We start from the raw sequence: 26358 nt of genomic DNA, 5'->3' as shown, positions 1-26358 counted from the left end.
GATTTTATTAAAAGATAATGAAAAGATTATCTTTTTTATTTATTACACTCTTTATTTTTATTACCAACGTTTATTCACAAGATGATTTTTTTCAACCGGATGATTTATTTCACATAGATCATATGGATTCACACAACAAAGAATTTAGCTTATATTTTAAAGGTAGAGAAAAATCTATTTTAGCAAGAGGCGAAAATGAAAATTATATAAATGATTATCCAAAAGATCTTTATATTTATAATCATTTAACAAAGTCCTCTTCACCTCTAATTTCTTATGAGTGGTTTCCTTCACAAGCTAAATATTTTTTACAAGAATATGATTTTCCAGTGTTTCCAGATGATTTTGCATATTATTTATTAAAAGATGACAAAACATTAGTAATGATTAGCGCTGTGAAAAGTTTAAATGCTAATTTTAAATATGACATCGCCAGTAAAAAACTAGAGCTTTACCCTACCACTGGTAAATTTGACTTTATAATCTCTTCATTTTCTAAAGATTGTAGTCATTATAAATTTGATGATAGTTATAAATGTAATATCTACAAACCATTAATCTCTAGCAATTTAATCAATTAATTTGAGTAAAAGCCTCAGCAAATTTTTCTGCTTCGAACAATTGTAAGTCGTCTACTTTTTCACCCAAACCAAGTGCAATAATTGGAATTTCATATTTTTTTGCTAGCGCTAACAAAATTCCTCCCTTAGCTGTACCATCTAGTTTTGTCATCACGATACCTGTTATTGGGATGATTTTATTAAATTCTTCGACTTGATTTAATACATTTTGTCCTGAAGTTGCATCTAAAACTAAAATAACATTATGAGGTGCGTTGGGGTCTATTTTTTTTGTAACATTCGCTATTTTTTTATATTCTTCCATTAAATTTTTTTTATTTTGGAGTCTTCCTGCAGTATCTATCAAAACTTGATCAAAATTATTTTTAATAGCTTCATCCACAGCTTTAAAAGCAACTGAAGCTGGATCGGCTCCTTGAGATGATTTTACTATTTGAACATCTACTTTAGTTGCCCAATTTTCTAGTTGTTCAATTGCAGCTGCACGAAATGTATCTGAAGCTGCAAATATGACTTTATTGCCGTTAGTCTTTAATATTTTTCCTATTTTACCAATAGTTGTTGTTTTCCCAACACCGTTCACGCCAGAAATTAATGTTGCATTAAGCTTTTCTTTTTTCTCAAAAAAAGATTTATTTTCCAAGGGTTTCATTAAAGAAATTATATACTCTTTTAAAATTGAGTTTATCTCAACAGATAGATCTTCATTTGGATCAATTTTTTTTTTAGAAATTATTTTTTTTATTTCAGATGCAGCCTCAACTCCCACATCTGATCGAATTAAAAATTCCTCAATTTTATTTAAATTTTCATCATTAATTTCTTTTTTGACAATTATTTCTTTAAGTCCAGATGTAAATGCTGATGCACTTTTCTTAAATCCGATTTTAAATTTATCAAATATTCCCATTACAATTTTATCTTTATTTCTTTAATATCTGAAACAGGTCCTTTCATGTGAATAGAATTATTTTCATCTATTGAAATTGATAATTTTCCATTTGCAAACTCTATATCAGTCTTATTTTCTGTAAGATTATTTAATTTACCAGCATATGCTGTAGCACATGCTGCTGTCCCGCATGCTTTAGTTAGACCAGCTCCCCTTTCCCAAACTTTTACTTTGATTAAACTTTTATTTAAAATTTGTGCAATTGTTACGTTACATTTCTCTGGGAAGATTTCATGATTTTCTATCTCAGGGCCGATTTTTTCTATATTAAAATCCTCAATCTTTTTAACAAAAAAAACAATATGAGGGTTACCCACATTAATTGCAGTTCCACCTAAATACTCATTATTATTTGTATCAATAATTTTGATATTTAAATTTTTTGTATCCATTTCTTTTGATAAAGGTATTTCATTCCATTTTAACTTTGCTTTACCAATTTCTGTTGTAACAATTTTTTTTTCTAAAATTTCAGATTTTAATTTTCCAGATAGCGTATTTAAAATTATTAATTTGTTATTTTCTTCATTTGAAATAAAATTTGCAACACATCTGGTTCCATTTCCACATGCCCCAGACTCTCCTCCATCTGAATTAAAAAATCTTAAACTTGCATCTGCAGAACTATCTGGCTCAATAAAAATTAGTTGATCACAGCCAATAAAATTTCTGTCACAAATTTTAACTATCTGATCCTTCGTCAAATTGGTAATTTTTTCTCTATTATCAATTATCACAAAATCATTACCCAATCCGTCCATTTTAAAAGCTTTGATGTCCATATATAGTTATTTAACTTATTTATTGACTTTTTGAACCTCTATTATAGTTTGTGGCAGTTTCCGCAAAAACATTAAATTTGCGGTGTCTTTGGAAACAAAGAGATCGACACTAGTCAGCGAGGGTTCGCCCACTAGTGGGATTACTGCTGTGTGTAATAAATATGTTTGAAAATTTAACAAATAAATTTGAGGAAGTTTTTTCCTCTTTAAAAAAAGCTCCATCACTTGATGAAAATCAGGTAGATGAAGGATTAAGAGTAATAAGACAAGCTTTATTGGAAGCTGATGTGTCTCTTGAAGTTGCTAAAGATTTTATTGAAAAGGTTAAACCAAAAGCATTAGGTCAGGAAATTATTAGATCAACATCACCCGGTGATATGGTGGTAAAGATTGTCTATGATGAATTAGTTAATCTTTTAGGTGAAAAAAATAATGATGTAAATTTAAATGCAGTGCCACCAGTGCCGATGATGCTAGTCGGGCTACAAGGTTCTGGTAAAACAACTACAACAGCTAAACTTGCGAGATATTTAGAGAATACAAAAAAAAAGAAAGTAATGATGGTTAGTCTAGATATTTACAGACCAGCTGCTCAAGAGCAGTTAAAATATTTAGGTGAACAAAATAATATATTAACTCTTCCAATAGTTGAAGGTCAACTACCCAGTGATATTTGTCAAAGAGCAATTAGCGCAGCAAACTTGAATGGTGCAGATATTATCTTGTTTGATAATGCAGGTAGAACACAAATAGATTTACAGATGATGAGTGAAATTAAACAAATTGAAAATACCATCAAACCAGCAGAGACTTTTTTAGTCGCAGACTCGCTTACTGGACAAGTAGCTGCATCAGTAGCAAAAGAATTTAATAATACAGTAAATTTAACTGGAATTATTTTAACAAGGGTAGACGGTGATGCGAGAGGTGGAGCTGCTGTAAGTATGAAATTTGTTTCACAGGTCCCAATTAAATTTTTAGGTATTGGTGAAAAGATTGAGAGTCTTGAAGTTTTTCATCCAGATAGAATTGCAAACAGAATTCTTGGGATGGGAGATATTGTTTCCCTTGTTGAAAAAGCAGCTCAAGATCTTGGTGAAGAAAATATAAAAAAAACAGAGGAAAATTTAAAAAAAGGACAATTCTCACTGCAAGATTATTTAACTCAACTGAGACAAATGAAAAAAATGGGAGGGATTGAGGGTATTATGTCTTTTATGCCGGGAGTTTCAAAAGTGAAATCTCAAATGGATGCAGCTGGTATTGATGAAAGTGTTATTACAAAAAATGAAGCTATAATTTTATCAATGACAAGAAAAGAAAGAGAGAACCCAAAAATAATTGACGGTTCTAGAAAAAAAAGAATTGCTAATGGTTCAGGTACTGATCCGGCCACTATCAATAAATTGTTGAAACAATTTAAAATGATGTCTGAAATGATGAAAAAGATGTCAAAAGGAAATCTGAAAGGTATGTCTGATAAAGGAATACCACCAGAATTATTTAATCAATTAAAATAAAAAAGGAGAGTAAATGTTAAAATTAAGATTATCTAGGGGTGGCACAAAAAAGAGACCTGTCTATAAAGTTGTTGTAGCCGACAGTCGATTTGCTAGAGATGGCAGATTCATAGAGAAGGTAGGTTTTTTTAATCCACTGTTACCAAAAGAAAAAAAGGAAAGAATTGGATTAGAGGCTGAGAGAATAAAATACTGGCTGGGTCAAGGTGCACAACCTACAACAAGAGTAGCTAGAATTTTAGGTGAAAATGAATTGATGCCTATGCCTGCTAATGGAAATAACCCACAAAAAGCAATTCCAAAAAAAGACAGAAAAAAAGAAGGTTCTGATGAGGTTAAAAAGGAAGAATCTCCGAAATCAGATGCTGCTCCAGCTGGAGAAGCTAAAAAAGAGGAAGCTCCAAAAGCAGAAGCTAAAAAAGAGGAAGCTCCAAAAGCAGAAGCTCCAAAAGCAGAAGCTCCAAAAGCAGAAGCTAAAAAAGAGGAAGCTCCAAAAGCAGAAGCTAAAAAGGAAGAAAAGAAATAAAAAAATTTATTTATGTTGCAAGCTCAAGTTTTTACACTTTATCCAGAAGTTTTTCCTGGCCCACTAGATAAAGGCCTTTATGGTAAAGCAATGGCTGAGAAATTGTGGAGTTTAAATGTGATTAATATTAGAGATGCAGCAACAGATAAACATAAAACTGTTGATGATACACCATATGGTGGTGGAACAGGTATGTTGCTTAAACCTGACATTTTAGCAAAATCCATTGACCAAAATATAAATGCAGGAGAGAGAATTTTTTACCTTTCACCTAAAGGTAAAAAATTTGATCAAAATCTTGCTATGGAATTATCTAAGGCAAAATCATTTTCTTTAATTTGTGGACATTTTGAAGGAGTTGATGAGAGAGTTTTAACTACAAGAAATATAGAGGAAATAAGTATAGGAGATTATGTGCTATCTGGTGGAGAAACAGCTGCACTTGTAGTTCTTGATAGTGTATTGAGACTTTTGCCTGGAGTTTTAGGTAACGAAAAATCAGCTTCCGAGGAAACTTTTGAAAATGGTCTTTTAGAGTATCCTCAATATACAAAACCACAGATTTGGGAGCAAAAATCAGTGCCAGATGTGTTATTATCAGGTGATCACGCTAAAATTAAAGACTGGCGTTTATCTCAATCTGAGGCTATAACACGCGTCCGAAGGCCAGATATGTGGCAAAAATATAAGAAGAATTAAATTGATAAATACTGGAATGAAAACAATAGAAGAAATAAACCAACACAATGTAAAAAAAATTCTTTCTGAAAAGAAGATCCCAGAGTTTTTTCCAGGTGATGTTGTTAAAGTCGGTGTGAGAATTACTGAAGGTAAAAAAGAAAGAATTCAATATTTTGAAGGTGTTTGTATAGCTAAAAAAAGCAGAGATTTAAATTCCTCATTTACTGTAAGGAAAATATCTTTTGGAGAGGGTGTTGAGAGAACGTTTCCATTATTTGGAACAGTTATTGACTCTATTAAAGTTATTCGTTCTGGAAAAGTGCGAAGGGCAAAATTATATTATCTAAGAGATAGAACAGGTAAATCAGCAAGAATTGCAGAAAAGATTAGAAAAAAAATTGGTATAGATATTGATGTTAAACCAGAGACAGTAACAGAGGAGAATCTTGCTCCTATTAATCTAAAAGAAGAGGACAAAAAAGAAGAAGCTCCTAATGCAGAAGCTAAAAAGGAAGAACCTCCTAAAGCAGAAGCTAAAAAGGAAATAGAAAGCTCAACAGAAAAAAAATAATTTTTTTTTCAATGCCAAATACACTTTACGATAAAATTTGGAATGACCATTTAGTTGATCAGCAGACTGATGGTACAGCTTTATTATTTGTCGATAGACATCTTGTTCACGAAGTAACAAGTCCCCAAGCTTTTGAAGGTCTTAGAAATTCTAATCGAAAAGTAAGGCATCCAAATTTAACATTGGCTGTTGCAGATCATAACGTTCCAACGACTGACAGAACAAATGGTATAGCGGATCAAGAGTCTAAAATTCAGGTGGATACATTGGAAAAAAACTGTCAAGAATTTGGTATACAGCTTTTTGGCATGAATGATAAAAGACAGGGAATTGTACATATTATTGGACCTGAACAAGGATTTACCCAACCAGGTACAGTAATTGTTTGTGGGGACAGTCATACTGCTACACATGGTGCATTTGGAGCTTTAGCATTTGGAATCGGAACATCAGAAGTTGAACATGTTTTAGCAACACAAACCTTAGTGCAAAAAAAAGCAAAAAATTTTAGAATTAATATTAATGGAAAACTTCCGCTAGGAGTAACATCAAAAGATGTAATACTACAGATAATTGGAAAAATCGGAACAGCAGGTGGTACAGGGTGCGTTGTTGAATATGCTGGTGATTTAATTAGATCACTAAGTGTGGAACAAAGAATGACTATATGCAATATGACTATTGAAGGTGGGGCAAGAGCAGGATTGATTGCTCCAGATGAGAAGATATTTAAATATCTAAGTGGAAAACCCATGTCTCCTAAAGGTGAAAAATGGGATAAAGCATTAGAATATTGGAAGAGTTTAAATTCAGATGACAATGCGACATTTGAAAAAGAAATAAGTTTAGAGGCCAATGAAATTTTACCTATGATAACATGGGGAACATCTCCGCAAGATGTAATAACGATTGATGGTAAAGTTCCAAATCCTAATGCTGAGAAAGATGAAGATAAAAAGAATTCATTAGAAAGATCATTAAAATATATGGGGTTAAAACCTAACATGGCAGCTAAAGATATTAAAATAGATAAAGTTTTTATTGGCAGCTGTACAAATGGAAGAATAGAAGATTTAAGAGAAGCAGCAAAAATTTTAAAAGATAAAAAAATAGCCTCTCATGTCCATGCTATGGTGGTACCAGGATCTGGATTGGTCAAAGAGCAAGCAGAACAAGAGGGTCTAGACAAGATATTTGTTAGCTCAGGATTTGAGTGGAGAGAACCGGGTTGTTCAATGTGCTTAGCAATGAATGCAGATAAATTAAAACCAGAAGAAAGATGTGCATCAACATCTAATAGAAATTTTGAGGGAAGGCAAGGTAGAGGTGGAAGAACTCATCTTGTAAGTCCAGGAATGGCAGCAGCAGCAGCTATTTCAGGAAATTTAGATGATGTAAGAAAGTATCAAAGTTAATGCAGAGATTTACTACTTTAAAAAGTATTCCAGCATATTTACCAATAGTAAATATCGATACAGATATGATTATTCCAAAGCAATTTCTTAAAACAATTAAAAGAACCGGACTTGGTAAAAATCTTTTTTATGAGATGAGATACGATGTAAAAGGAAAAATAATTAATGATTTTATTCTTAATCAAAGACCATTTAATGAGTCAAAAATTTTAATTGCAGGAAAAAATTTTGGATGTGGTTCATCTAGAGAACATGCTCCATGGGCATTATTAGATTTTGGTATTACATGCGTTATTAGCTCTAGTTTTGCAGACATATTTTATAGTAATTGTTTTAAAAACGGAATTTTGCCAATTATTCTTGATGATGAGAAAATAAAAGAATTATCAGAGTATGCAAATAGAAAAGAGGAAATTTCGGTTGATTTGAATGATGAGAAAATAGTTTATGGAAATAATGAAGTAAAATTTAAAGTAGATTCTTTTAAGAAAAAGTGTCTCTTAGAGGGTTTAGACGATATAGCCTTATCATTAAAAAAATCAGATAAAATTGAAAGTTTTGAAAAAAATTTAAAAAATAAAAAACCATGGATCATTAATGATAAAAGTTAAAAAAAGAAAAATTTTATTACTTCCTGGGGATGGGATTGGTCCAGAGGTTATAGGAGAAGTAAGAAAGACTATAAATTGGTTTAATGAAAAAAAGTCTCTTGATTTTGAAATAGACGAGGATTTAGCAGGAGGATGTTCTTACGATAAACATGGTACACCGATAACTGATGAAGTTTTTTATAAAGCATTAGAGAGCGCAGTGGTTATGCTAGGTGCTGTCGGTGGACCTAAGTGGGACAAAGTAGAGTTTTCTAAAAAACCAGAAAGAGCACTTTTAAAATTAAGAAAAGAACTTAAGCTGTTTGCAAATTTGAGACCTGCGATATGTTTTAAACAGTTAGTTGATGCATCAACTTTAAAACCTGAAATTGTTTCTGATTTAGATATAATGATAGTGAGAGAGTTAACAGGTGGAATTTACTTCGGTGAGCCAAGAGGAATTAAACCAATTGAAAATGGTGAAAGAAAAGGAATTAATACTCATACTTACACAAGCAGTGAGATAGTTAGAGTAGCTAGAGTCGCTTTTGATTTAGCAAAGAAACGATCCAACAGAGTTACCTCTTGTGAGAAATCAAATGTTATGGAAGCAGGACAACTTTGGAAGGAAGAAGTGCAAGCACTTCATGATAAAGAATTTAAAGATGTAGAACTAAATCATATGCTTGCGGATAACTGTGCAATGCAACTTTTACGGAATCCAAAACAATTTGATGTAATTGTAACAGATAATCTTTTTGGAGACATGTTATCTGATCAAGCATCAATGTTGACAGGATCACTAGGACTCTTACCTTCAGCTTCTTTAGGAGCAAAAAATAAAGATGGTGAGATGAGAGCAATGTATGAGCCTATTCATGGATCTGCTCCAGATATAGCAGGCAAAGGTGTTGCAAATCCCATTGCTACAATTTTAAGTTTTGCTATGGCCTTAAGATATTCTTTGGATCTTGATAAAGAGGCAGAGGCCTTAGAAAAAGCGGTTCAAAGTGTATTAAATGAGGGCCTTAGAACAAAAGACATCTTATCTAAAGGAATGAAAGAAGTATCCACATCAGAAATGGGTGATGCGATAATTTCAAAATTGCAATAATTAACTAATTATCTTAAACTTATCAAATGCCAAGCTATACAGCACCTGTTGAAGATATGATGTTTCTTTTTGAAAAATTAAGAAATAATCAAAAATATAACGAGCTGGATAAGTATAAAGAAGTCACATCTGATTTGGTAAAAGACATTTTACAAGAAGCAGCAAAAATTAATCAAAATCTTATTTTGCCATTAGCAAAGGTAGGAGATGAAAATCCAGCAGTTTTAGAAAATGGTGTAGTCCGGACTCCGCCTGGTTATAAAGAGGCGTATAAAAAGTATATCGAAGATGGATGGACATCTCTATCTTGTGATCCAAAATATGGAGGACAAGGTATGCCAAAAACAGTAAGTGCATTTTTTGATGAGATGTTGTCATCAGCTAGTTTATCTTTTAAACTTTATAGCGAGCTAAGTATTGGTGCATATAATTGTATAAATCATCATGCTACTGATGAAATTAAGAACAGATATTTACCAAAAATAGTTGAGGGTAAATGGAGTGGTACTATGTGCTTAACGGAACCAGTATGTGGTACTGATTTAGGATTACTAAAAACGAAAGCAAAACAACAATCTGATGGAACTTTTAAAATAACTGGTCAAAAAATCTTTATTACATCTGGAGATCATGATTTAACAGAAAATATTATTCACTTAGTTTTAGCGAGAGCAGACGACTCTCCAGCTGGCACAAAAGGAATAAGTCTATTTTTAGTGCCAAAATTTATTGTAAAAGATGATGGATCATTGGGTCCAAGAAACGGGATATCAACCGGGTCAATTGAGACCAAGATGGGTATTAAAGGATCAGCTACATGTGTTTTAAATTTTGATGATGCCACTGGTTACATGATAGGCTCTAAAGAAAAAGGTTTGAGTGCCATGTTTACCATGATGAATCTTGAGAGAATAATTGTTGGTATTCAAGGTTTAGGTATTTCAGAAATTGCTTACCAAAATTCTCTTTCTTACGCAAAAGAGAGAAAACAAGGAAAAACTAATAATTCAAAATCGAAAAACGGAGCTGACTGTATTATTGAACATGCCGATATCAGAAGAACATTGTTAAATATGAAGTCAATTATTGAAGGTGAGAGAGCTTTATGTTTTTGGTTATCTCAACAAACAGAAGTTAGCTTAAATCATACAAATGAAAAAGTTCGTCAAGAAGCATCTGATTATGTATCTTTGATGACACCTGTCGTAAAATCATTATTTACTGACTTAGCTATGGAAATTACTAGTGATGCAATGCAAATTCACGGTGGCTATGGATATACAAAAGATCAGGGTATAGAACAGTTATATAGAGATAATAGAATAACACCTATTTATGAGGGAACTAATTCAGTACAAGCTGCTGACTTAGTTTTTAGAAAACTATCAAATAAAAATGGAAATATAATTTTTAAATTTTTAGATCAGATGAAATCTGAATGTAATTTAAATAATGAAAAAATTAAATCATTTGTATCAGAATTTAATGATCATCTAAATATCTTGAAAAAATTTAGTGAATGGATGATAGATAAAGCAAAAACAGAAAAAGATGATGTCAGCGCAGCAGCAAACGATTATCTAAAAACTTTAGGCTATGTCTCTATTGCATATGCATGGATTAAAGTTTTGGAGGTAAGTTTTAAAGATTTTAATGAGAATAAAAATTTCTATGAGGATAAAATAGATACTGCAAGATTTTATTTTGATAAAGTATTACCAAGAGCTGAACAGCATTATAAATCAGCCATTTCTGGTAGCTCAAATATTATGAGTTTCAAATTTAGTTAAATTAAAATGACCCATTACGATACCAATCTGGACAAAAATAGTGCCAATTATGTACCATTAACTCCTTTAACTTTTTTAAAAAGAGCAAAAGAAATTTATCCAAATTATGAAGCGATTATTTATGAAGACCTAAAATATACATGGGACCAGGTCTATAAACGAACTGTCAAATTTGCGAGTGCATTAAACAAATTAGGTATTAAAAAAGGAGATACTGTTTCATTTTTAGCTTTTAATACTCCTGAAATTTTTGAGGGTCATTATTCAGTGCCAATGACTGGTGCAGTTTTAAATACAATTAATATAAGATTGGATGCTAAGACCATTGCATACATTTTAGATCACAGTGAGGCAAAAGTATTAGTTGTAGACAGACAACTTCATATTGAAGTAAAGAAAGCATTGAGCACTTTAAAAAGAAAAATAGTCATCATTGATATTGATGATAAATTTGCTGATCAATCGAAATGTGAAAAAATTGGTGAATTGGAATATGAAAGTTTTCTGAATTCAGGTGATGAAAATTATAACTGGGAAATGCCAAAAGACGAATGGCAGGCAATATCACTAAGCTATACATCTGGCACAACGGGCAACCCTAAGGGTGTTGTCTATCATCATAGGGGTTCATATTTAATGTCTACAGGAAGTGCCGTTGCATGGAATATGCCTAACAGACTAAATTTTTTAACTATTGTACCGATGTTTCATTGTAATGGCTGGGGTTATCCTTGGACTATTCCTATGTTGAATGGAAAAACTATTTGTTTAAGAAATATTGATGTAAAAAAAATATTTGATTTAATTGACAAGCATAACATAACTCATTTTGGTGGAGCACCAATAGTGTTAAATATGATTACAGGTGCACCTGACACAGATAGGAAAAAATTAAAACAAAAAGTTCACGTTCTTACAGCAGGAGCTCCTCCACCAAGTATTATATTCAAAAAAATGAAAGAACTTGGATTCGAAGTAATGCATGTTTATGGATTAACAGAAACTTATGGGCATGTTACACAATGCGCTTGGAATGATGTTTGGAATGGATTAGATGAAGAAAAACAAAATGAGATTAAAGCAAGGCAAGGTGTAAGATATCCTAATACTGAGGGCATCACAGTCATGAATCCAGAAACAATGAAAGAAGTACCAAAAGATGGGAAAACAATTGGTGAAATTATGATTAGAGGAAATGTGGTTATGAAAGGTTATTTTAAAGACAAAGAGGCGACGAATAAAGCTATGGACGGTGGATGGTTTCACTCTGGTGATTTAGCAGTCATGCATCCTGATGGATACGTAAAAATTCAAGATCGATCTAAAGATATAATTATTTCTGGTGGAGAAAATATATCTTCTATTGAAATTGAGAATACTTTGGCAAAGCATCCTTCAGTTTCTATTGCAGCAGTCGTAGCTAAACCTGATGAAAAGTGGGGTGAAGTTCCATGTGCATTTATTGAGATGGTCAAAGATAAACCTGTCACAGAAAAAGAATTAATAAGTTTTTGTAAAGAAACTCTTGCAGGTTTTAAAGTGCCAAAACAAGTCGTGTTCTGTGAGCTTCCAAAAACTTCAACAGGCAAAATTCAAAAATTTGAATTAAGAAAAAAATTTTAGGTAAATAATTGATATTCCAATTAGACAATAAAAATATTCATGCATCCGATGCAGGTCAGGGCCTAGATGTAAATAGAGAAACAATTGTTTTTTTACATGGAAGTGGTCTTTCGCATATTGTTTGGTCCTTAACTGAGCAATTTTTTTCAAATAAAAATTTTAATGTCCTTTCAATTGATTTACCTGGACACGGAAACTCTGATGGACCTTGCTTGGATAGTATTGAAAAAATTTCAGAATGGTTAGAACAAGTTTTTATCAAATTAAACCTCAAGAATTTAATTTTAATTGGTCATTCACAAGGTTGTTTAGAAATCCTTGAATACTCATACAAATACAAAAGTAGATTAAAAAAATTAGTTTTTGTTGGAGGATCGAATAAAATGCCAGTTCATCCTGACTTAATAGAGCTTGCGGAAAATGGTGACTCAGATGCTGTTAAATTAATGATGAAATGGGGATATGAGGGTTCAAAAAAATTTATTGGAGGTAATCCTGTTGAAAAAATCATTCAATCACCAAGAGACATAAGCGAAATACTGGCTGTAGATTTGAATGCATGCAATAATTATTCAAATGGGCTTAATGCAGCAAAAAAAATAGAAGTGCCTTCAATGTTAATTTTCGGTGAACTTGATAAAATGGTTAACTTAGAGTCTGGAAACAAATTTTCTGATTTAATCAAAAATTCAAATACTCATGTAATAAAAGGATGTGGTCACATGATAATGATTGAAAAAGCATTCGAAATGAGAGAAAAGATTTTAGAATTTTTAAATAAATGAAAAATTATTCCATAGCAAGGTCAAGAAGACTGAGAAGTACTCCTTACACCTCAAGAATTGAAAATCAAGGTGTGACTGCATACACTGTTTATAATCATATGCTTTTACCAGCAGCATTTGGATCGCTAGAAGAGTCTTGTGATCATTTAAAAAAAGATGTTCAAGTCTGGGATGTAGCAGCTGAAAGACAAGTCGAAATTTTTGGAAAAGATGCTGCTAAACTAATTCAGCTTATGACTTGTAGAGACTTGTCAAAATCCAAAGTGGGAAGATGCTACTACTGTCCTATAATTGATGAAAATGGTAATTTAGTAAATGATCCTGTCATATTAAAATTAGCTGAAGATAGATGGTGGGTATCAATTGCGGACTCAGATGTAATTTTTTTTGCAAAAGGTTTAGCCTCTGGGAATAAATTCGATGTGAAAATTTATGAACCTAATGTAGATATTTTTGCTGTTCAAGGACCAAAATCGTTTGATTTAATGGAAAAGATTTTTGGGAAAAAAATTAAAGATTTAAAATTTTTTGGATTTGATTATTTTGAATTTAATGAAACAAAACATTTAATTGCTAGATCAGGTTGGTCAAAGCAAGGAGGCTTTGAGGTTTATGTAGAAAATACTAAATCAGGCTTAGAATTATACGATCGACTTTTTGAATTAGGCAAAGAATTTAATATAAAACCTGGATGCCCAAATCTTATTGAAAGAATTGAAAGCGGGTTACTTTCTTATGGAAATGATTTTGATAATAATGATAACCCATTTGAATGTGGTTTTGAAAAATATGTAAATTTGGATGCAAATGTAAATTTCTTAGGTAAAGATAAATTAATAAAGATTGAAAAAGAGGGAATTAAGAGAAAATTAATGGGCGTATTTATCGAAACAAATAAAATAAACTTAACCAAGTCTGTTAATATTAAAGACGATAATAACAATTTTATTGGAGAGCTAAGATCTGCATGTTATTCACCCCATTTCAAAAAAGTTATTGGAATAGCTATGATTAATCAGCCATATTGTAAAGCTTCTGAGTCGGGGATAATAGAAATAGATGGTAATTCTTTAAGCGTTAAAGTTTGCGATTTACCTTTCATCTAGTATAAAAGCTACATCATGAATATTGCAATTGTAGGAGCAACTGGAAACGTTGGTAGAAAAACTTTAGAGGTTCTTGAAAAAAAAGGACTTCCTATTGAAAATCTCTATTTACTAGCCTCATCCAGAAGTAGTGGAAAGAAAATTTCTTTTAAAGGAACGGATTATAGTGTTTCAGATTTGGAAAGTTTTGATTTTTCGAAAGTAAAAATTGCATTTTTTGCAGCAGGAGGAAAAATTTCAGAAAAATATGCTGGAGAAGCTGCAAAGTATTGTTTAGTGATCGACAATTCAAGCTTTTATAGAATGGACTCAACAGTACCTCTTGTAGTGCCTCAAGTTAATGCAAATGAATTAAAAAATATAAAAAAAAATATTATTGCTAATCCTAACTGTTCTACTGCTCAACTGGTTTTAGCTTTAAAACCTTTACACGATTTATTTACTATTAAAAGAATAGTTGTTTCAACTTATCAATCAGTTTCTGGTGCTGGAAAAGCACCGATGGATGAGCTGATTGAGCAAACAAAACAAGTATTAGCTGGTCAAAATGTAAAATCAAAAAACTTTACAAAACAAATAGCATTTAATGCTATTCCACATATTGATGTATTTTCAGATGATGGTTACACAAAAGAAGAATTAAAAATGACTAATGAAACAAAAAAAATACTCGATAGTAAGATTGATTTAACAGCAACATGTGTAAGATTACCTATTTCTATTTCACATGCAGAGTCAGTAAACATTCAATTTGAAAAAAAATTTACCATTAAAAATATTATTGAAGCTTTAAATAAGTTCGAGGGTTGCAAAGTGATTGATGATAGAAGTGATGGTGGATATATAACTCCACTAGAAGCAGAAGGCAAAAATGAAACATTTATATCTAGAATAAGAGAGGATAAAACAATTAAAAACGGATTAAATTTGTGGATTGTTTCAGATAATCTTTTAAGAGGTGCAGCTTTGAATGCAGTTGAAATAGCTGAAACATTATTTAAAAATAATTTCTATGGAAAATAAAAGACCGTTATCTCCTCATATTCAAATTTATAAATGGCATATTTCATCCTTAGTTTCTATTTCTCATAGAATTACAGGCATAATAAATATTATTGCAATTACATTAATTTGCTTGTGGGCCTCATTACTTTTTTTAGCTGAAGACAATTATGAAATTGTAGAATTATTTATGAGTTCAATAATAGGAAAGTTTATAATTTTAGGTATTTGTTGGTCTTTCTCTTTTCAAATTTTAAGTGAGATTAGACATTTAATAATGGATTTTGGATATGGATTTGAATTGAAGATAAGTAGAATTACAGGACTAATTGTAATTTTTGGTTCAATAATTTTAACTATTGTTTTTTATTTAATTGGAAAAAATTTTATTTAGAATGATTAAAGCGACAAAAAAATGGATTTTTTTAAAAGTAAGTGGAGCAGTATCAGTACCTTTGATGATTTGGTTTATAATAAATTTTACATCAATTTATGATCAAAATTATGCAAATGTTATAAATTTTTTTTCAAATCCAATATTAAAGTTCTTATTTAGTGTATTTATTATAAATGCATATTTCTTTTCAGCTTTAAGTATTAGTGAGGTTTTTGAGGATTATGTTAAAAATGATAAAATCAAAAATGTCGCAAACAGAGTTTTATATGCTTCAGCAGTGGTAATTCCTTTAATTACAATTATATTAATATCTATCTTATGAGTACTTACAAAATTATAGATCATGAATATGATGTAGTTGTTTTAGGAGCTGGAGGTTCTGGCTTGAGAGCAGCGGTTGGTTTAAGTGAGGCTGGGCTTAAAACTGCTTGTATTTCAAAAGTTTTCCCAACAAGAAGCCATACATCGGCTGCACAAGGTGGTATTTCAGCTGCACTTGGCAATATGGGTGAGGACGACTGGCGTTGGCATATGTATGATACGGTTAAAGGAGCAGATTGGTTAGGTGACCAGGATAGTATTGAATATCTTTGTAAGGAAGCACCTAAGGCAGTTATTGAATTAGAAAAATATGGAGTGCCTTTTAGTAGAACTGAAGATGGAAAAATTTATCAAAGACCATTTGGTGGTATGACCAAAAATTATGGAAATGGGATTGTGCAAAGAACTTGTGCAGCTGCTGATAGAACAGGTCATGCAATTTTACATACTTTATATGGACAAGCTTTAAAACATAAAACAGAATTTTTTATTGAATACTTTGCTTTAGATTTATTGATGAAAGATGGAGAGTGCAAAGGATTAATTGCATGGAATTTAAATGATGGAACTATTCATAGATTTAGAGCACATACTGTAATTATAGCTACAGGCGGTTATGGAAAAGTGTATTACTCCGCTACATCTGCACACACTTGCACTGGTGATGGAAATGCGATGGTTTTAAGAGCAGGTTTACCACTTCAAGACATGGAATTCGTTCAATTTCATCCTACTGGAATTTATGGCCATGGTACCCTGATAACAGAGGGTGCAAGAGGTGAAGGTGGGTATCTTACAAATTCTAAAGGTGAGAGATTTATGGAAAGATATGCACCTAAAGCAAAAGATCTGGCTTCAAGAGATGTAGTAAGTAGATCAATGTCTATAGAAATTAATGAAGGTAGAGGTGTTGGAAAAGAACATGATCATGTCCATTTAAATTTAAATCATTTAGATAAAGATATTATTGAAAGTAGACTTCCAGGTATAACAGAAGCTGCTAGGCTATTTGCTAATGTAGATGTTACAAAAGAACCGATTCCTGTTGTTCCAACTGTTCATTATAACATGGGTGGTATTCCAACAAATTACAAGGCAGAAGTTTTAACTGTCAATGGTTCTGAAAAAACTGTACCTGGTTTGATGGCTATAGGTGAAGCGGCTTGTGTCTCAGTTCATGGAGCCAATAGACTTGGTTCAAATTCATTAATAGATTTGGTAGTTTTCGGAAGAGCCGCAGCTAAAAGAGCAGCTGAATTAATTAAACCTGGGACTCCACACGAGGAGATTAGTGAGTCTGAAACACAGAAATGTTTAGATCGTTTTGATAAAATTAGAAATGCCAAAGGTGAAATTGGAACAGCTGAATTAAGATTATCGATGCAGAAAACTATGCAGTCAAAATGTGCAGTTTTCAGAACAGAAAAAACTCTTAAAGAAGGTCTTGATGAAATAGGAAAAACTTACGATGGTTTAGAGTCTATATCTGTGAAAGATAAATCGCTAATTTTTAATACTGATTTAGTTGAGACTTTAGAATTTGATAATTTGATTAGACAAGCAGTTGTTACAGTCAATTCTGCTTATAACAGAAAAGAGAGTAGAGGCGCTCATGCAAGAGAAGATTATCCAAAAAGGGATGATGAGAAATTTATGCAACATACACTTGCTTGGTGTAATGGAAAAGAAACAAAGATAGGTTATAGAGAGGTTCATAAATCTACATTAACAAATGATGTTCAATACTTTCCACCCCAAGAAAGGGTTTATTGATGGTTCAAATAGGTTTACCTGAAAATTCTGAGATTAAAAAAGGTAAGTATTTCAAAGATAAAACTGGATCAAAAAATTTAAGAAAAGTAAATATTTATAGATGGGACCCTTCCTCGGGAGATAAACCAAGGATAGATACGTACGAAGTTGACATGGACAATTGTCCTTCAAAAGTATTAGATATTTTAAATAAAATTAAAAATGAAATAGATCCAACCTTAGCTTACAGAAGATCTTGTGCGCATGGAGTTTGTGGTTCTTGCGCAATGAATATGGCAGGAAAAAATGGTTTAGCATGCACTACAGCACACTCAGAAATAAATGGTGATATTGATATTTATCCTTTACCTCATTTAAAAGTCAAAAAAGATTTAATCGGTGATCTTGATGGATTGTATAAACAATATCAATCAATTGAACCTTGGTTAAAATCAAAATCTAAATCAGAGACAAAAGAAATATTTCAATCTAAAGAAGATAGAGCAAAATTAGATGGTGCTTATGAGTGTATTATGTGTGCATGTTGCTCAACGTCTTGTCCAAGTTACTGGTGGAATGGTGATAAATATTTAGGTCCTGCTGTACTTTTACAGGCATATAGATGGATTGTAGATAGTAGAGATGAAGAGAGACAAGCGCGATTAAAAAAAGTTGCAGACGAACTTAAGTTATATAGATGTCATACAATTATGAACTGTACGAGCGCATGTCCTAAAGGATTAAATCCAGCAAAAGCTATAGCTGAAATAAAAAAGATGTTAGCAACCGCTAATATTTAAACGATAGACTAATAAGAATTTTTACTCTAAAAGATCCTATTCATGAAATTAATTGAACATTTTGTAGGTGGAAAAATAATTCCAGGCTCTTCTGAAAAAAAAGGCAAAGTATTTAATCCTGCAACTGGAGATCAAGAAAAAGAAGTAAGATTAGCTTCCAAAGCTGACTTAGATCAATCAGTCGAAATTGCCAAAAAAGCTTTTGATGAATGGTCATTGAAACCTTCTCTTCAAAGAGCAAGAATAATGTTTAAATTTAAAGAGTTAATTGAAAAAAACTCAGATGAACTCACTCAATTAATTGTAGAAGAGCATGGAAAAGTTTATGAAGATGCGAGAGGATCTTTAACAAGAGGTTTAGAGGTTGTTGAATTTGCATGCGGTATTCCACACTTACTTAAAGGAGAGTTTTCTGAAAATGTTGGAACTAATGTCGACAGTTGGTCGATGAGACAACCTTTAGGAGTTGTAGCTGGAATAACACCTTTTAACTTTCCTGCAATGGTACCAATGTGGATGTTTCCAATAGCTATCGCTTGTGGAAATACATTCATACTAAAACCCTCAGAGAAAGATCCATCATGCTCCATTAGATTAGCAGAATTATTAAAAGATGCTGGTCTTCCAGATGGAGTATTTAATGTGATAAATGGGGATAAAGAGGCCGTTGATGCAATTTTAGAAAATAAAGATATTAAAGCTGTCAGTTTTGTAGGTTCTACTCCAATTGCAAAATATATTTATGAAAATTCAGCTAAAAATGAAAAAAGAGTTCAAGCTTTAGGTGGAGCAAAAAATCATTTAGTTGTTATGCCAGATTGCGATTTAGATGGTGCAGTAAATGGTCTTATGGGTGCCGCTTATGGTTCAGCTGGAGAAAGATGTATGGCTCAATCAGTTGCAGTTGCGGTTGGAGATATCGGCGATGAACTTGTATCAAGATTATCAAAAAAAGCTGAAGCTTTAAAAGTTGGTCCTGGAATGGATAAAACATCAGAAATGGGCCCTTTAGTTACAAAAGAACATTTAGAAAAAGTTGCAAGTTATGTTGATCTAGGTGTTGAGGAAGGTGCTAAGTTAGTTGTTGATGGCAGAGGTTTAAAACTTCAAGGTTATGAAAACGGTTTTTATATAGGTGGATGCTTATTTGATCATGTAAATAAAGATATGAGAATTTATAAAGAAGAAATATTTGGTCCAGTTTTATCAGTTGTTCGAGTAAAAACTTTTGAGGAGGCTGCAAAATTAATTAACGACCATGAGTACGGAAATGGAGTTAGTATTTATACAAGAGATGGCGATGTAGGGAGAACTTTTGCAAGCAAAATTCAAGTAGGTATGGTTGGTATTAACGTGCCTATCCCAGTGCCAATGGCATTTCATAGTTTTGGTGGTTGGAAAAGATCATTATTTGGAGATAGTGGAATGCATGGTTTGGAAGGAATAAAATTTTATACTAAGCTTAAAACAGTAACGTCTAGATGGCCTTCAGGTGTCCGATCAAATGCGGAATTTATTATGCCAACAATGAAATAAAGGAAATAAATGACAAAAATATCTTTAATTGGTGCAGGCCAAATAGGTGGAACTCTTGCACATTTAATAGGAACAAAAGAACTAGTTAATGAAGTGGTTTTATTTGATGTAGCTAGTGGTATTGCAAAAGGAAAGGCATTAGATATTGCTCAATCTTCTTCTGTAGATGGATTTAATGTTAGATTTTCAGGAACTGATAACTATGAAGACATAAAAGATTCAGATGTAATTATAATTACAGCAGGTGTTCCAAGAAAACCTGGAATGAGCCGAGATGATCTTCTTGGAATTAACTTAAAAATTATTAAACAAGTTGCTGAGGGTGTTAAGAAAAATGCTCCTAACGCTTTTGTGATTTGTATCACCAATCCTTTAGATGTTATGGTTATGGCATTTCAACAATTTTCAGGTTTACCATCAAATAAAGTTGTTGGTATGGCAGGTATTTTAGATAGCTCTAGATTTAAATTATTTTTATCATTAGAACTAAATGTGCCAGTAAGAGAAATTGAGGCAATGGTTATGGGTGGTCATGGTGACACTATGGTTCCTATGCCAAGATTTACAAAAATTTCAGGTAAACCATTGTTAGATCTTGTAAAGGATGGAAAGATTTCTTCAGAAAGAGTTGAGGAAATTAATCAAAGAACAAGAGATGGTGGTGCTGAGATAGTTAAATATTTAGAAAAAGGATCAGCCTTTTATGCACCAGCAGCATCAGGTGTTCAAATGGCAGAAGCTTATTTGAATGATCAGAAAAAATTATTACCTTGTGCAGTACAATTAAATGGAGAATACGGTGTACAAAATGTTTACGCTGGAGTTCCTGTTATCATTGGAAAAGATGGTGTAGAAAAAATTAAGGAGATTGATTTAGATGAAAAAGAAAAAAAAGAATTTATGCACTCAATAGATGCTGTAAAAGCTCTATGGGAAGCTGCATCTAAAATAGATCCTGATTTATCTAAATAATAATGAATATTCACGAGCATCAAGCTAAACAAATATTAAAAAAATATGGAGCTGTAGTTCCTGAGGGTGTATTTGCGCTTGATGTTGATGAGCTTATTAAAAAAGCAAAAGCACTAAAAACTGAAAAATATGTTCTTAAAGCACAAATTCACGCGGGTGGCAGAGGAAAAGCAGGCGGTGTAAAAATTTTAAACACTATTGAGGAACTAACAGTAGCAGCTAAAGAATTACTAGGAAAAACACTATTTACTCATCAAACTGGCCCCGAAGGTAGAGAAGTAAAAAGATTATACGTAGAAGAGTCATCAAATATAGATAAAGAATTTTACTTATCTTGTCTAGTTGATAGAGCAAGTTCTAAAATCGCATTTATATCAAGCGACCAAGGAGGGATGGACATTGAAGAAGTTGCAAGCAGTTCACCTGAAAAAATTATAACCACCAAAGTTGATATAGGAGATGAAATTTCTGAGACAGATTGTGAAAAAATAATAAATATTTTTAATTTAAATCAAGACGCAAAAAAACAAGCAATTAAATTAATTAAATCAATATATAAAATGTTTGTGAGTACTGATGCTAACATGGTTGAAGTAAATCCATTAATTTTGACAAAAGAGGAAAAAATTGTTTGTTTAGATGCAAAAGTTAATTTTGACTCTAACGCTTTATTCAGGCATCCAGAAATTATTGAATTAAGAGATTTAAACGAGGAAGATCCTACCGAGATAGAAGCTAGCAAGCATGATCTTGCATATATCAAGCTAGATGGAAGTATTGGCTGTATGGTGAATGGAGCGGGATTAGCGATGGCAACAATGGATATAATTAAATTGTATGGTAAAGAGCCAGCAAATTTTTTAGATGTAGGCGGTGGTGCATCCAAAGAAAAAGTATCTGCTGCATTAAAGATAATTCTCTCAGATAAAAATGTTAAAGGTATTTTAATTAATATTTTTGGAGGAATAATGAGATGTGATGTCCTTGCTCAAGGAGTAGTTGATGCAGCTAAGGAAATAAATATTAGTGTTCCCCTAGTTGTGCGGTTAGCAGGTACAAATTTTAAAGAGGGAAAAAAAATTCTTGATAATTCTGGATTGGAATTAATTTCAGCAGAAAATTTAGATGATGCAGCTAAGAAAATTGTTGAGGCAATAAAATAATATGTCAGTTTTAGTAAATAAGAATACAAAAGTTATTTGTCAGGGATTTACAGGCGCGCACGGAACTTTTCATTCAGAACAGGCTATAAAATACGGCACCAATCTTGTTGGTGGAGTTACGCCAAAGAAAGGTGGACAAAAACATTTAGGCAGGCCAGTTTTTAACAGTGTTTTAGAAGCAAAAAATGAAGTAGGTGGTGACGCAACTATGATTTATGTACCTGCAAAATTTGCTGCAGCGGCAATAATTGAAGCTATTGATGCATCAATTCAACTTATTGTTTGTATAACAGAGGGAATTCCAATTCAAGATATGCTTAAGGTAAGACAAAAATTAAGTGGCTCTAATAGCAGATTGATAGGACCTAATTGTCCAGGAATAATTACACCAGATGAATGTAAAATAGGAATCATGCCAGGTAATATTCATAAAAGAGGAAGTGTTGGAATTGTATCAAGGTCAGGTACATTGACATATGAGGCAGTAGCTCAAACAACTGAAAATGGACTAGGTCAATCAACTTGTATAGGAATTGGTGGAGATCCTATTAATGGAACTAATTTTATAGATTGTTTAGATTTATTTTTAAATGATGATGAAACAGAGTCTATTTTAATGATAGGTGAAATCGGAGGAACCGCTGAAGAAGAAGCTGCTGAATTTATCAAAAATCATAAGATTAAAAAACCAATTGTTGGATTTATTGCAGGAATTACTGCTCCCCCAGGCAGAAGGATGGGTCATGCAGGCGCTATAATTTCAGGTGGAAAAGGTGGAGCTAAAGATAAAATAAAAAAGATGGAAGAATGTGGCATTACTGTAGCAAAATCGCCCTCAATTATTGGAAAAACTTTATTTAATAAACTGTCTAATTGAAAAATAAAACTAGAGGGATATATTAAATACAAAAGATGTCTTCATCAAAAAATTTCAATTTCGAAAAAAATTCATTTTTAAATAAGTCTAATAGTGCATTTATAGAAGAAATGTATTTAAAATTTATTAATAAAGATGCTGATCTTCCAGAAAGTTGGGCAAATTATTTTGAGGGCATTGGAGAGGAATTATATGTAATAGCAAAAGAAATTAATGGTCCCTCTTGGGGACCAAAGAAAAAAAAGATAAATATCGATGAATTACAAAAGAAGATAGAAGAAAAAGATAAAAGTAATGCTGACAATATCAAATTAGATACATCAGAAAAATTTAATTTCCAATTACTTGCTGACTCAAATAAGGACTCTATAAGCGCTGTAGCTTTAATTAGAGCATATAGATTACGAGGTCATTTATTAGCAGAACTTGATCCCTTAGAAATGAGAGAGTCTGAATATTTAGATGAACTCCATCCAGAATTTTATGGTTTTAAAAAAGAAAATTACGATAAGAAAATTTTTCTTAATGGAGTAATTAATCGTAAATACGCAAATATCAGAGAAATACTTAAATTTATGAAAAAGACCTATTGTGGCAAAATAGGCTATGAGTTTATGCATATTTCTAATCCTGTAGAGAGAAAGTGGTTTAGAGACAGAATAGAGCAAGACAAAAATGCCCTGAAGTTTACAAAAAATGGTAAGGAGGCAATTTTAAATAAATTAGTGCAGGCAGAAGGATTTGAAAAATTTTTAGCCACTAAGTATGTAGGAACAAAAAGATTTGGCTTAGACGGAGGTGAAAGTTTGATACCTGCTCTTGAGCAAATAATAAAAATTGGTGGGCAAAATAATATCAAAGAAGTCAAAATAGGCATGTCTCATAGAGGAAGACTTAATGTTTTGGCGAATGTTTTGCAAAAATCATACAAAAGAATATTTAACGAATTTGCAGGTGAATTTAGTTCCGACACTAAAGAAAGTGCGGGAGATGTAAAGTATCATTTAGGTGCATCCTCTGATAGAGAATTCGATGGGAATTCAGTTCACGTAAGTTTAACAGATAATCCTTCTCACTTAGAAGCTGTTAATCCAGTAGTTTTAGGACAAACAAGAGCCAAACAATTTTTTCACAAAGATAAAGAGAGAAATAAAGTTATTCCTATTCTTATTCATGGAGATGCAGCATTTGCTGGTCAAGGAGTTGTGGCTGAATGTTTTGCTATGTCTGGATTACCGGGACACAATACTGGAGGAACAATTCATATTATAGTAAATAACCAGATTGGATTTACCACTAGCCCAAGATTTGCAAGATCTTCACCATATCCATCTGATGTAGCAAAAATGGTGGAGGCACCAATTTTGCATGTAAACGGAGACGACCCTGAGGCAGTTGTATATGCGACCAGAATAGCAACAGAATTTAGATTAAAATTTAATCGAGATGTGGTGGTAGATTTGATTTGTTATAGAAGATTTGGCCACAATGAGGGAGACGAGCCTTCATTCACTCAGCCTTTGATGTACAAAAAAATAAGATCTCATCCAAGTGTACATAAAATTTATGGAAATAAACTTGTACAAGAAAATTCTATAACTCAACAATTATTAGATAGAAATGTGAATTCTTTTAAAGATCTTCTTGATGAACAGTATAAAAGTGCAAAAGATTATAAACCCAAAATAGAATGGTTTGAAGGTACTTGGTCAAGGTACAAACCAGAGAGAGGTAAAGATAAGAGGGGTGTAACAGGTTTTGATGAAGATAATTTAAAAACAATTTCAAATAAAATAAATCTTATTCCTGAGGATAAAAATATTCATAAAACTATCTCTAAGATATTTAATGCACGAAAAGAGAGTATTGCGAAGGGTAAAGAAATTGATTGGTCCTCTGCTGAGGCTCTTGCGTTTGGATCTTTGTTAGAGGAAGGATATCCAATTAGACTTGTGGGTCAGGATTCTGGTAGAGGAACTTTTAGTCAGAGACATTCTGTGCTTCGAAATCAGGTTGACAATTCTAGGTATGTACCTCTCAACAATATTTCGGACAGTCAAAAACATTTTGAAGTGGTTGATAGTTTTTTATCCGAACTAGCTGTTTTGGGATTTGAATATGGGTACAGTTTAGTTGAACCTAATACACTAACTATTTGGGAAGCTCAATTTGGAGATTTTGCAAATGGTGCTCAAGTAGTGATTGATCAATTTATTGCATCTGGAGAAAGAAAGTGGAATAGAGCTTCAGGAATAGTACTTTTATTACCCCATGGGTATGAAGGACAGGGTCCTGAACATTCATCTGCAAGATTAGAGAGATTTTTACAATTATGTTCGAATGATAACATGCAGGTGATGAATTGTACAACGCCTGCAAATTATTTTCATGCTTTAAGAAGACAAATGCATAGAAGTTTTAGAAAGCCATTAATTATAATGACACCCAAATCTTTGTTGAGAAATAAGTATTGTGTTTCGAACTTAGAGGATTTTAATAAAGATAACACTTTTCATAGGGTGTTATGGGATCATGCGATAGATCCAAAAATACAAGGCTTTATTAAGCTAAAAGAAAGTTCTAAGATTAGAAAAGTAATTCTATGTTCCGGAAAAATTTATTTTGATTTATTAGATGCTAGGGAAAAACTAAAAATAGATGATGTGCTTATGTATAGGATTGAACAATTATACCCTTTTCCAGCTAAAGCCTTAGTTAATGAGTTAAAACCTTATGCAAAAAATGCTCAATTTTTCTGGTGTCAAGAGGAGCCAAAAAACATGGGTGCTTGGTTTTCAGTAAGAGATTATATCCAATGGACATTGGATACTTTAAAGGCTAATAATAATAAAATTTCTTATATAGGAAGAAGCCCAGATGCAACTCCTGCAACAGGTTATGCAAAAAGGCACAATTCTCAACAACAAGAAATTATTAAAAAAGTATTTGAATAAAATAATGAGTGAAAAAATTGTGGTCCCTGTTTTGGGCGAAAGCATTACAGAAGCAACAGTCTCAAAGTGGTTAAAACATGAAGGTGATCAGGTAGAAGCAGATGAGCCAATAGTTGAATTAGAGACCGATAAAGTAAATTTAGAAGTTCCTTCGCCTGTTACTGGTATATTGTCAAAAATAACTTCAAAAGATGGATCTGTAGTAGAGGTAGGTGCTCTACTTGGATCTGTGTCAGAAAATGGTTCTGCGTCGAATAAAAAAGAAGAGATTAAAAAAATAAATTCAACAATTAAAACAGATAACGTGATAAATTTAGAGGTACCACAAAAAGATCCTAATATTTTTGATAAAGAAACTAAAGGAATTGAAGAGCCATTAGTCTTAACTAATGAAATAAAAGAAGAGAAAGATTTCGAAATTACTAAAAGTAATCAAACTTTATCACCAGCTGTGAGGAAAATAGTCATAGAAAAAAACATAGACACTAACTCTATAAAAGGCACAGGAAAAGATGGAAGAATTTTAAAAGGTGATTTAATAAATTTGA

At 32.2% G+C, this 26358-nt stretch carries 25 protein-coding genes; 23 read left to right on the top strand and 2 right to left on the bottom strand.

The annotated features are described in order from the left end of the window. Positions 1–17: 17 nt before the first annotated feature. Positions 18–581, top strand: a complete 564-nt coding sequence (locus tag AMN95_RS00375) for a hypothetical protein (RefSeq protein ID WP_102133189.1) — start codon at positions 18–20, stop codon at positions 579–581. Here AMN95_RS00375 and ftsY read toward each other — a convergent pair. Beyond that, positions 574–1491 (bottom strand): signal recognition particle-docking protein FtsY, encoded by a 918-nt coding sequence (gene ftsY, locus AMN95_RS00370; protein WP_075522028.1) that lies wholly within the window; start codon positions 1489–1491, stop codon positions 574–576. The genes AMN95_RS00375 and ftsY overlap by 8 nt on opposite strands. Next, positions 1491–2315 (bottom strand): diaminopimelate epimerase, encoded by an 825-nt coding sequence (gene dapF / locus AMN95_RS00365; protein ID WP_075522027.1) that lies wholly within the window; start codon positions 2313–2315, stop codon positions 1491–1493. The genes ftsY and dapF overlap by 1 nt, the downstream gene beginning before the upstream one ends. Positions 2316–2476: 161 nt before the next feature. Between dapF and ffh the strand changes: the two genes are divergently transcribed. From ffh to AMN95_RS00255, 22 genes are all read left to right on the top strand, one after another. Beyond that, entirely contained in the window at positions 2477–3835 is a 1359-nt protein-coding gene (gene ffh / locus AMN95_RS00360; RefSeq protein WP_075522026.1) for a signal recognition particle protein, read from the top strand. Positions 3836–3848: 13 nt separating this feature from the next. Further along, a complete protein-coding gene (gene rpsP, locus AMN95_RS05760) occupies positions 3849–4361 on the top strand; it encodes a 30S ribosomal protein S16 (protein WP_075522025.1) in 513 nt (170 codons plus the stop codon). 12 nt (positions 4362–4373) lie between these two features. Continuing rightward, positions 4374–5060 (top strand): tRNA (guanosine(37)-N1)-methyltransferase TrmD, encoded by a 687-nt coding sequence (gene trmD / locus AMN95_RS00350; RefSeq protein ID WP_075522024.1) that lies wholly within the window; start codon positions 4374–4376, stop codon positions 5058–5060. Positions 5061–5076: 16 nt separating this feature from the next. Then, complete coding sequence (rplS, locus tag AMN95_RS00345) at positions 5077–5613, top strand: 50S ribosomal protein L19 (RefSeq protein WP_075522023.1); 537 nt, start codon at positions 5077–5079, stop codon at positions 5611–5613. Positions 5614–5624: 11 nt separating this feature from the next. Further along, entirely contained in the window at positions 5625–7028 is a 1404-nt protein-coding gene (gene leuC / locus AMN95_RS00340) for a 3-isopropylmalate dehydratase large subunit (protein WP_075522022.1), read from the top strand. After that, positions 7028–7639, top strand: coding sequence for a 3-isopropylmalate dehydratase small subunit (gene leuD, locus AMN95_RS00335; RefSeq protein ID WP_075522021.1), 612 nt, complete (start codon positions 7028–7030; stop codon positions 7637–7639). Before leuC ends, leuD begins: the two co-directional genes overlap by 1 nt. Further along, entirely contained in the window at positions 7626–8732 is a 1107-nt protein-coding gene (leuB, locus tag AMN95_RS00330; RefSeq protein ID WP_075522020.1) for a 3-isopropylmalate dehydrogenase, read from the top strand. Before leuD ends, leuB begins: the two co-directional genes overlap by 14 nt. A 26-nt stretch (positions 8733–8758) precedes the next feature. Further along, positions 8759–10522, top strand: a complete 1764-nt coding sequence (locus AMN95_RS00325) for an acyl-CoA dehydrogenase C-terminal domain-containing protein (protein ID WP_075522019.1) — start codon at positions 8759–8761, stop codon at positions 10520–10522. A gap of 6 nt (positions 10523–10528) precedes the next feature. Then, complete coding sequence (locus AMN95_RS00320; RefSeq protein WP_075522018.1) at positions 10529–12145, top strand: acyl-CoA synthetase; 1617 nt, start codon at positions 10529–10531, stop codon at positions 12143–12145. An 8-nt stretch (positions 12146–12153) separates the two neighbouring features. Then, the gene (locus AMN95_RS00315; protein ID WP_075522017.1) at positions 12154–12930 is read left to right on the top strand and encodes an alpha/beta fold hydrolase; all 777 of its coding nucleotides are present in this window, start codon (positions 12154–12156) and stop codon (positions 12928–12930) included. Beyond that, a complete protein-coding gene (locus AMN95_RS00310; RefSeq protein ID WP_075522016.1) occupies positions 12927–14036 on the top strand; it encodes a dimethylsulfoniopropionate demethylase in 1110 nt (369 codons plus the stop codon). The genes AMN95_RS00315 and AMN95_RS00310 overlap by 4 nt, the downstream gene beginning before the upstream one ends. Positions 14037–14051: 15 nt before the next feature. Further along, entirely contained in the window at positions 14052–15059 is a 1008-nt protein-coding gene (locus AMN95_RS00305) for an aspartate-semialdehyde dehydrogenase (protein WP_075522015.1), read from the top strand. Beyond that, positions 15049–15432 (top strand): succinate dehydrogenase, cytochrome b556 subunit, encoded by a 384-nt coding sequence (sdhC, locus tag AMN95_RS00300; RefSeq protein WP_075522014.1) that lies wholly within the window; start codon positions 15049–15051, stop codon positions 15430–15432. Before AMN95_RS00305 ends, sdhC begins: the two co-directional genes overlap by 11 nt. 1 nt (position 15433) lies before the next feature. Next, positions 15434–15757: a succinate dehydrogenase, hydrophobic membrane anchor protein gene (gene sdhD / locus AMN95_RS00295; RefSeq protein ID WP_075522109.1), complete on the top strand. Its 324-nt coding sequence runs from the start codon at positions 15434–15436 to the stop codon at positions 15755–15757. Beyond that, a complete protein-coding gene (gene sdhA, locus AMN95_RS00290; protein ID WP_075522013.1) occupies positions 15754–17529 on the top strand; it encodes a succinate dehydrogenase flavoprotein subunit in 1776 nt (591 codons plus the stop codon). The genes sdhD and sdhA overlap by 4 nt, the downstream gene beginning before the upstream one ends. After that, complete coding sequence (locus AMN95_RS00285; protein WP_075522012.1) at positions 17529–18308, top strand: succinate dehydrogenase iron-sulfur subunit; 780 nt, start codon at positions 17529–17531, stop codon at positions 18306–18308. The genes sdhA and AMN95_RS00285 overlap by 1 nt, the downstream gene beginning before the upstream one ends. Before the next feature lie 42 nt (positions 18309–18350). After that, positions 18351–19844, top strand: a complete 1494-nt coding sequence (locus AMN95_RS00280; protein WP_075522011.1) for a CoA-acylating methylmalonate-semialdehyde dehydrogenase — start codon at positions 18351–18353, stop codon at positions 19842–19844. A gap of 9 nt (positions 19845–19853) precedes the next feature. After that, positions 19854–20816 carry a malate dehydrogenase gene (gene mdh / locus AMN95_RS00275; RefSeq protein ID WP_075522010.1) on the top strand — a complete coding sequence of 321 codons (963 nt, stop codon included), beginning with the start codon at positions 19854–19856 and terminating at the stop codon, positions 20814–20816. Between the two features lie 2 nt (positions 20817–20818). Beyond that, positions 20819–21979, top strand: coding sequence for an ADP-forming succinate--CoA ligase subunit beta (gene sucC / locus AMN95_RS00270; protein ID WP_075522009.1), 1161 nt, complete (start codon positions 20819–20821; stop codon positions 21977–21979). A 1-nt stretch (position 21980) separates the two neighbouring features. After that, positions 21981–22856: a succinate--CoA ligase subunit alpha gene (sucD, locus tag AMN95_RS00265; RefSeq protein ID WP_075522008.1), complete on the top strand. Its 876-nt coding sequence runs from the start codon at positions 21981–21983 to the stop codon at positions 22854–22856. Between the two features lie 35 nt (positions 22857–22891). Next, positions 22892–25810 carry a 2-oxoglutarate dehydrogenase E1 component gene (locus AMN95_RS00260; RefSeq protein WP_075522007.1) on the top strand — a complete coding sequence of 973 codons (2919 nt, stop codon included), beginning with the start codon at positions 22892–22894 and terminating at the stop codon, positions 25808–25810. A gap of 4 nt (positions 25811–25814) precedes the next feature. Next, a partial coding sequence (locus AMN95_RS00255; RefSeq protein WP_179850328.1) for a biotin/lipoyl-containing protein occupies positions 25815–26358 on the top strand: 544 nt, incomplete at its 3' end.

The organism is Candidatus Pelagibacter communis (assembly GCF_001180185.1).
In the GTDB taxonomy this organism is placed as follows: domain Bacteria; phylum Pseudomonadota; class Alphaproteobacteria; order Pelagibacterales; family Pelagibacteraceae; genus Pelagibacter; species Pelagibacter ubique_F.
Note: the sequence above shows the minus strand (reverse complement) of the source record. Positions and strands in the feature narration are given on the sequence as shown.

Coding starts and splice junctions, on each gene's coding strand:
- leuD (WP_075522021.1), top strand. CDS start 7,028: ATGCAGAGATTTACTACTTTAAAAAGTATTCCAGCATATTTACCAATA.
- sdhA (WP_075522013.1), top strand. CDS start 15,754: ATGAGTACTTACAAAATTATAGATCATGAATATGATGTAGTTGTTTTA.
- sucC (WP_075522009.1), top strand. CDS start 20,819: ATGAATATTCACGAGCATCAAGCTAAACAAATATTAAAAAAATATGGA.
- trmD (WP_075522024.1), top strand. CDS start 4,374: ATGTTGCAAGCTCAAGTTTTTACACTTTATCCAGAAGTTTTTCCTGGC.
- AMN95_RS00280 (WP_075522011.1), top strand. CDS start 18,351: ATGAAATTAATTGAACATTTTGTAGGTGGAAAAATAATTCCAGGCTCT.
- leuB (WP_075522020.1), top strand. CDS start 7,626: ATGATAAAAGTTAAAAAAAGAAAAATTTTATTACTTCCTGGGGATGGG.
- AMN95_RS00325 (WP_075522019.1), top strand. CDS start 8,759: ATGCCAAGCTATACAGCACCTGTTGAAGATATGATGTTTCTTTTTGAA.
- sucD (WP_075522008.1), top strand. CDS start 21,981: ATGTCAGTTTTAGTAAATAAGAATACAAAAGTTATTTGTCAGGGATTT.
- AMN95_RS00260 (WP_075522007.1), top strand. CDS start 22,892: ATGTCTTCATCAAAAAATTTCAATTTCGAAAAAAATTCATTTTTAAAT.
- dapF (WP_075522027.1), bottom strand. CDS start 2,315: ATGGACATCAAAGCTTTTAAAATGGACGGATTGGGTAATGATTTTGTG.
- AMN95_RS00320 (WP_075522018.1), top strand. CDS start 10,529: ATGACCCATTACGATACCAATCTGGACAAAAATAGTGCCAATTATGTA.
- AMN95_RS00375 (WP_102133189.1), top strand. CDS start 18: ATGAAAAGATTATCTTTTTTATTTATTACACTCTTTATTTTTATTACC.
- sdhC (WP_075522014.1), top strand. CDS start 15,049: ATGGAAAATAAAAGACCGTTATCTCCTCATATTCAAATTTATAAATGG.
- AMN95_RS00305 (WP_075522015.1), top strand. CDS start 14,052: ATGAATATTGCAATTGTAGGAGCAACTGGAAACGTTGGTAGAAAAACT.
- ftsY (WP_075522028.1), bottom strand. CDS start 1,491: ATGGGAATATTTGATAAATTTAAAATCGGATTTAAGAAAAGTGCATCA.
- mdh (WP_075522010.1), top strand. CDS start 19,854: ATGACAAAAATATCTTTAATTGGTGCAGGCCAAATAGGTGGAACTCTT.
- sdhD (WP_075522109.1), top strand. CDS start 15,434: ATGATTAAAGCGACAAAAAAATGGATTTTTTTAAAAGTAAGTGGAGCA.
- rplS (WP_075522023.1), top strand. CDS start 5,077: ATGAAAACAATAGAAGAAATAAACCAACACAATGTAAAAAAAATTCTT.
- AMN95_RS00285 (WP_075522012.1), top strand. CDS start 17,529: ATGGTTCAAATAGGTTTACCTGAAAATTCTGAGATTAAAAAAGGTAAG.
- AMN95_RS00310 (WP_075522016.1), top strand. CDS start 12,927: ATGAAAAATTATTCCATAGCAAGGTCAAGAAGACTGAGAAGTACTCCT.
- leuC (WP_075522022.1), top strand. CDS start 5,625: ATGCCAAATACACTTTACGATAAAATTTGGAATGACCATTTAGTTGAT.
- ffh (WP_075522026.1), top strand. CDS start 2,477: ATGTTTGAAAATTTAACAAATAAATTTGAGGAAGTTTTTTCCTCTTTA.
- rpsP (WP_075522025.1), top strand. CDS start 3,849: ATGTTAAAATTAAGATTATCTAGGGGTGGCACAAAAAAGAGACCTGTC.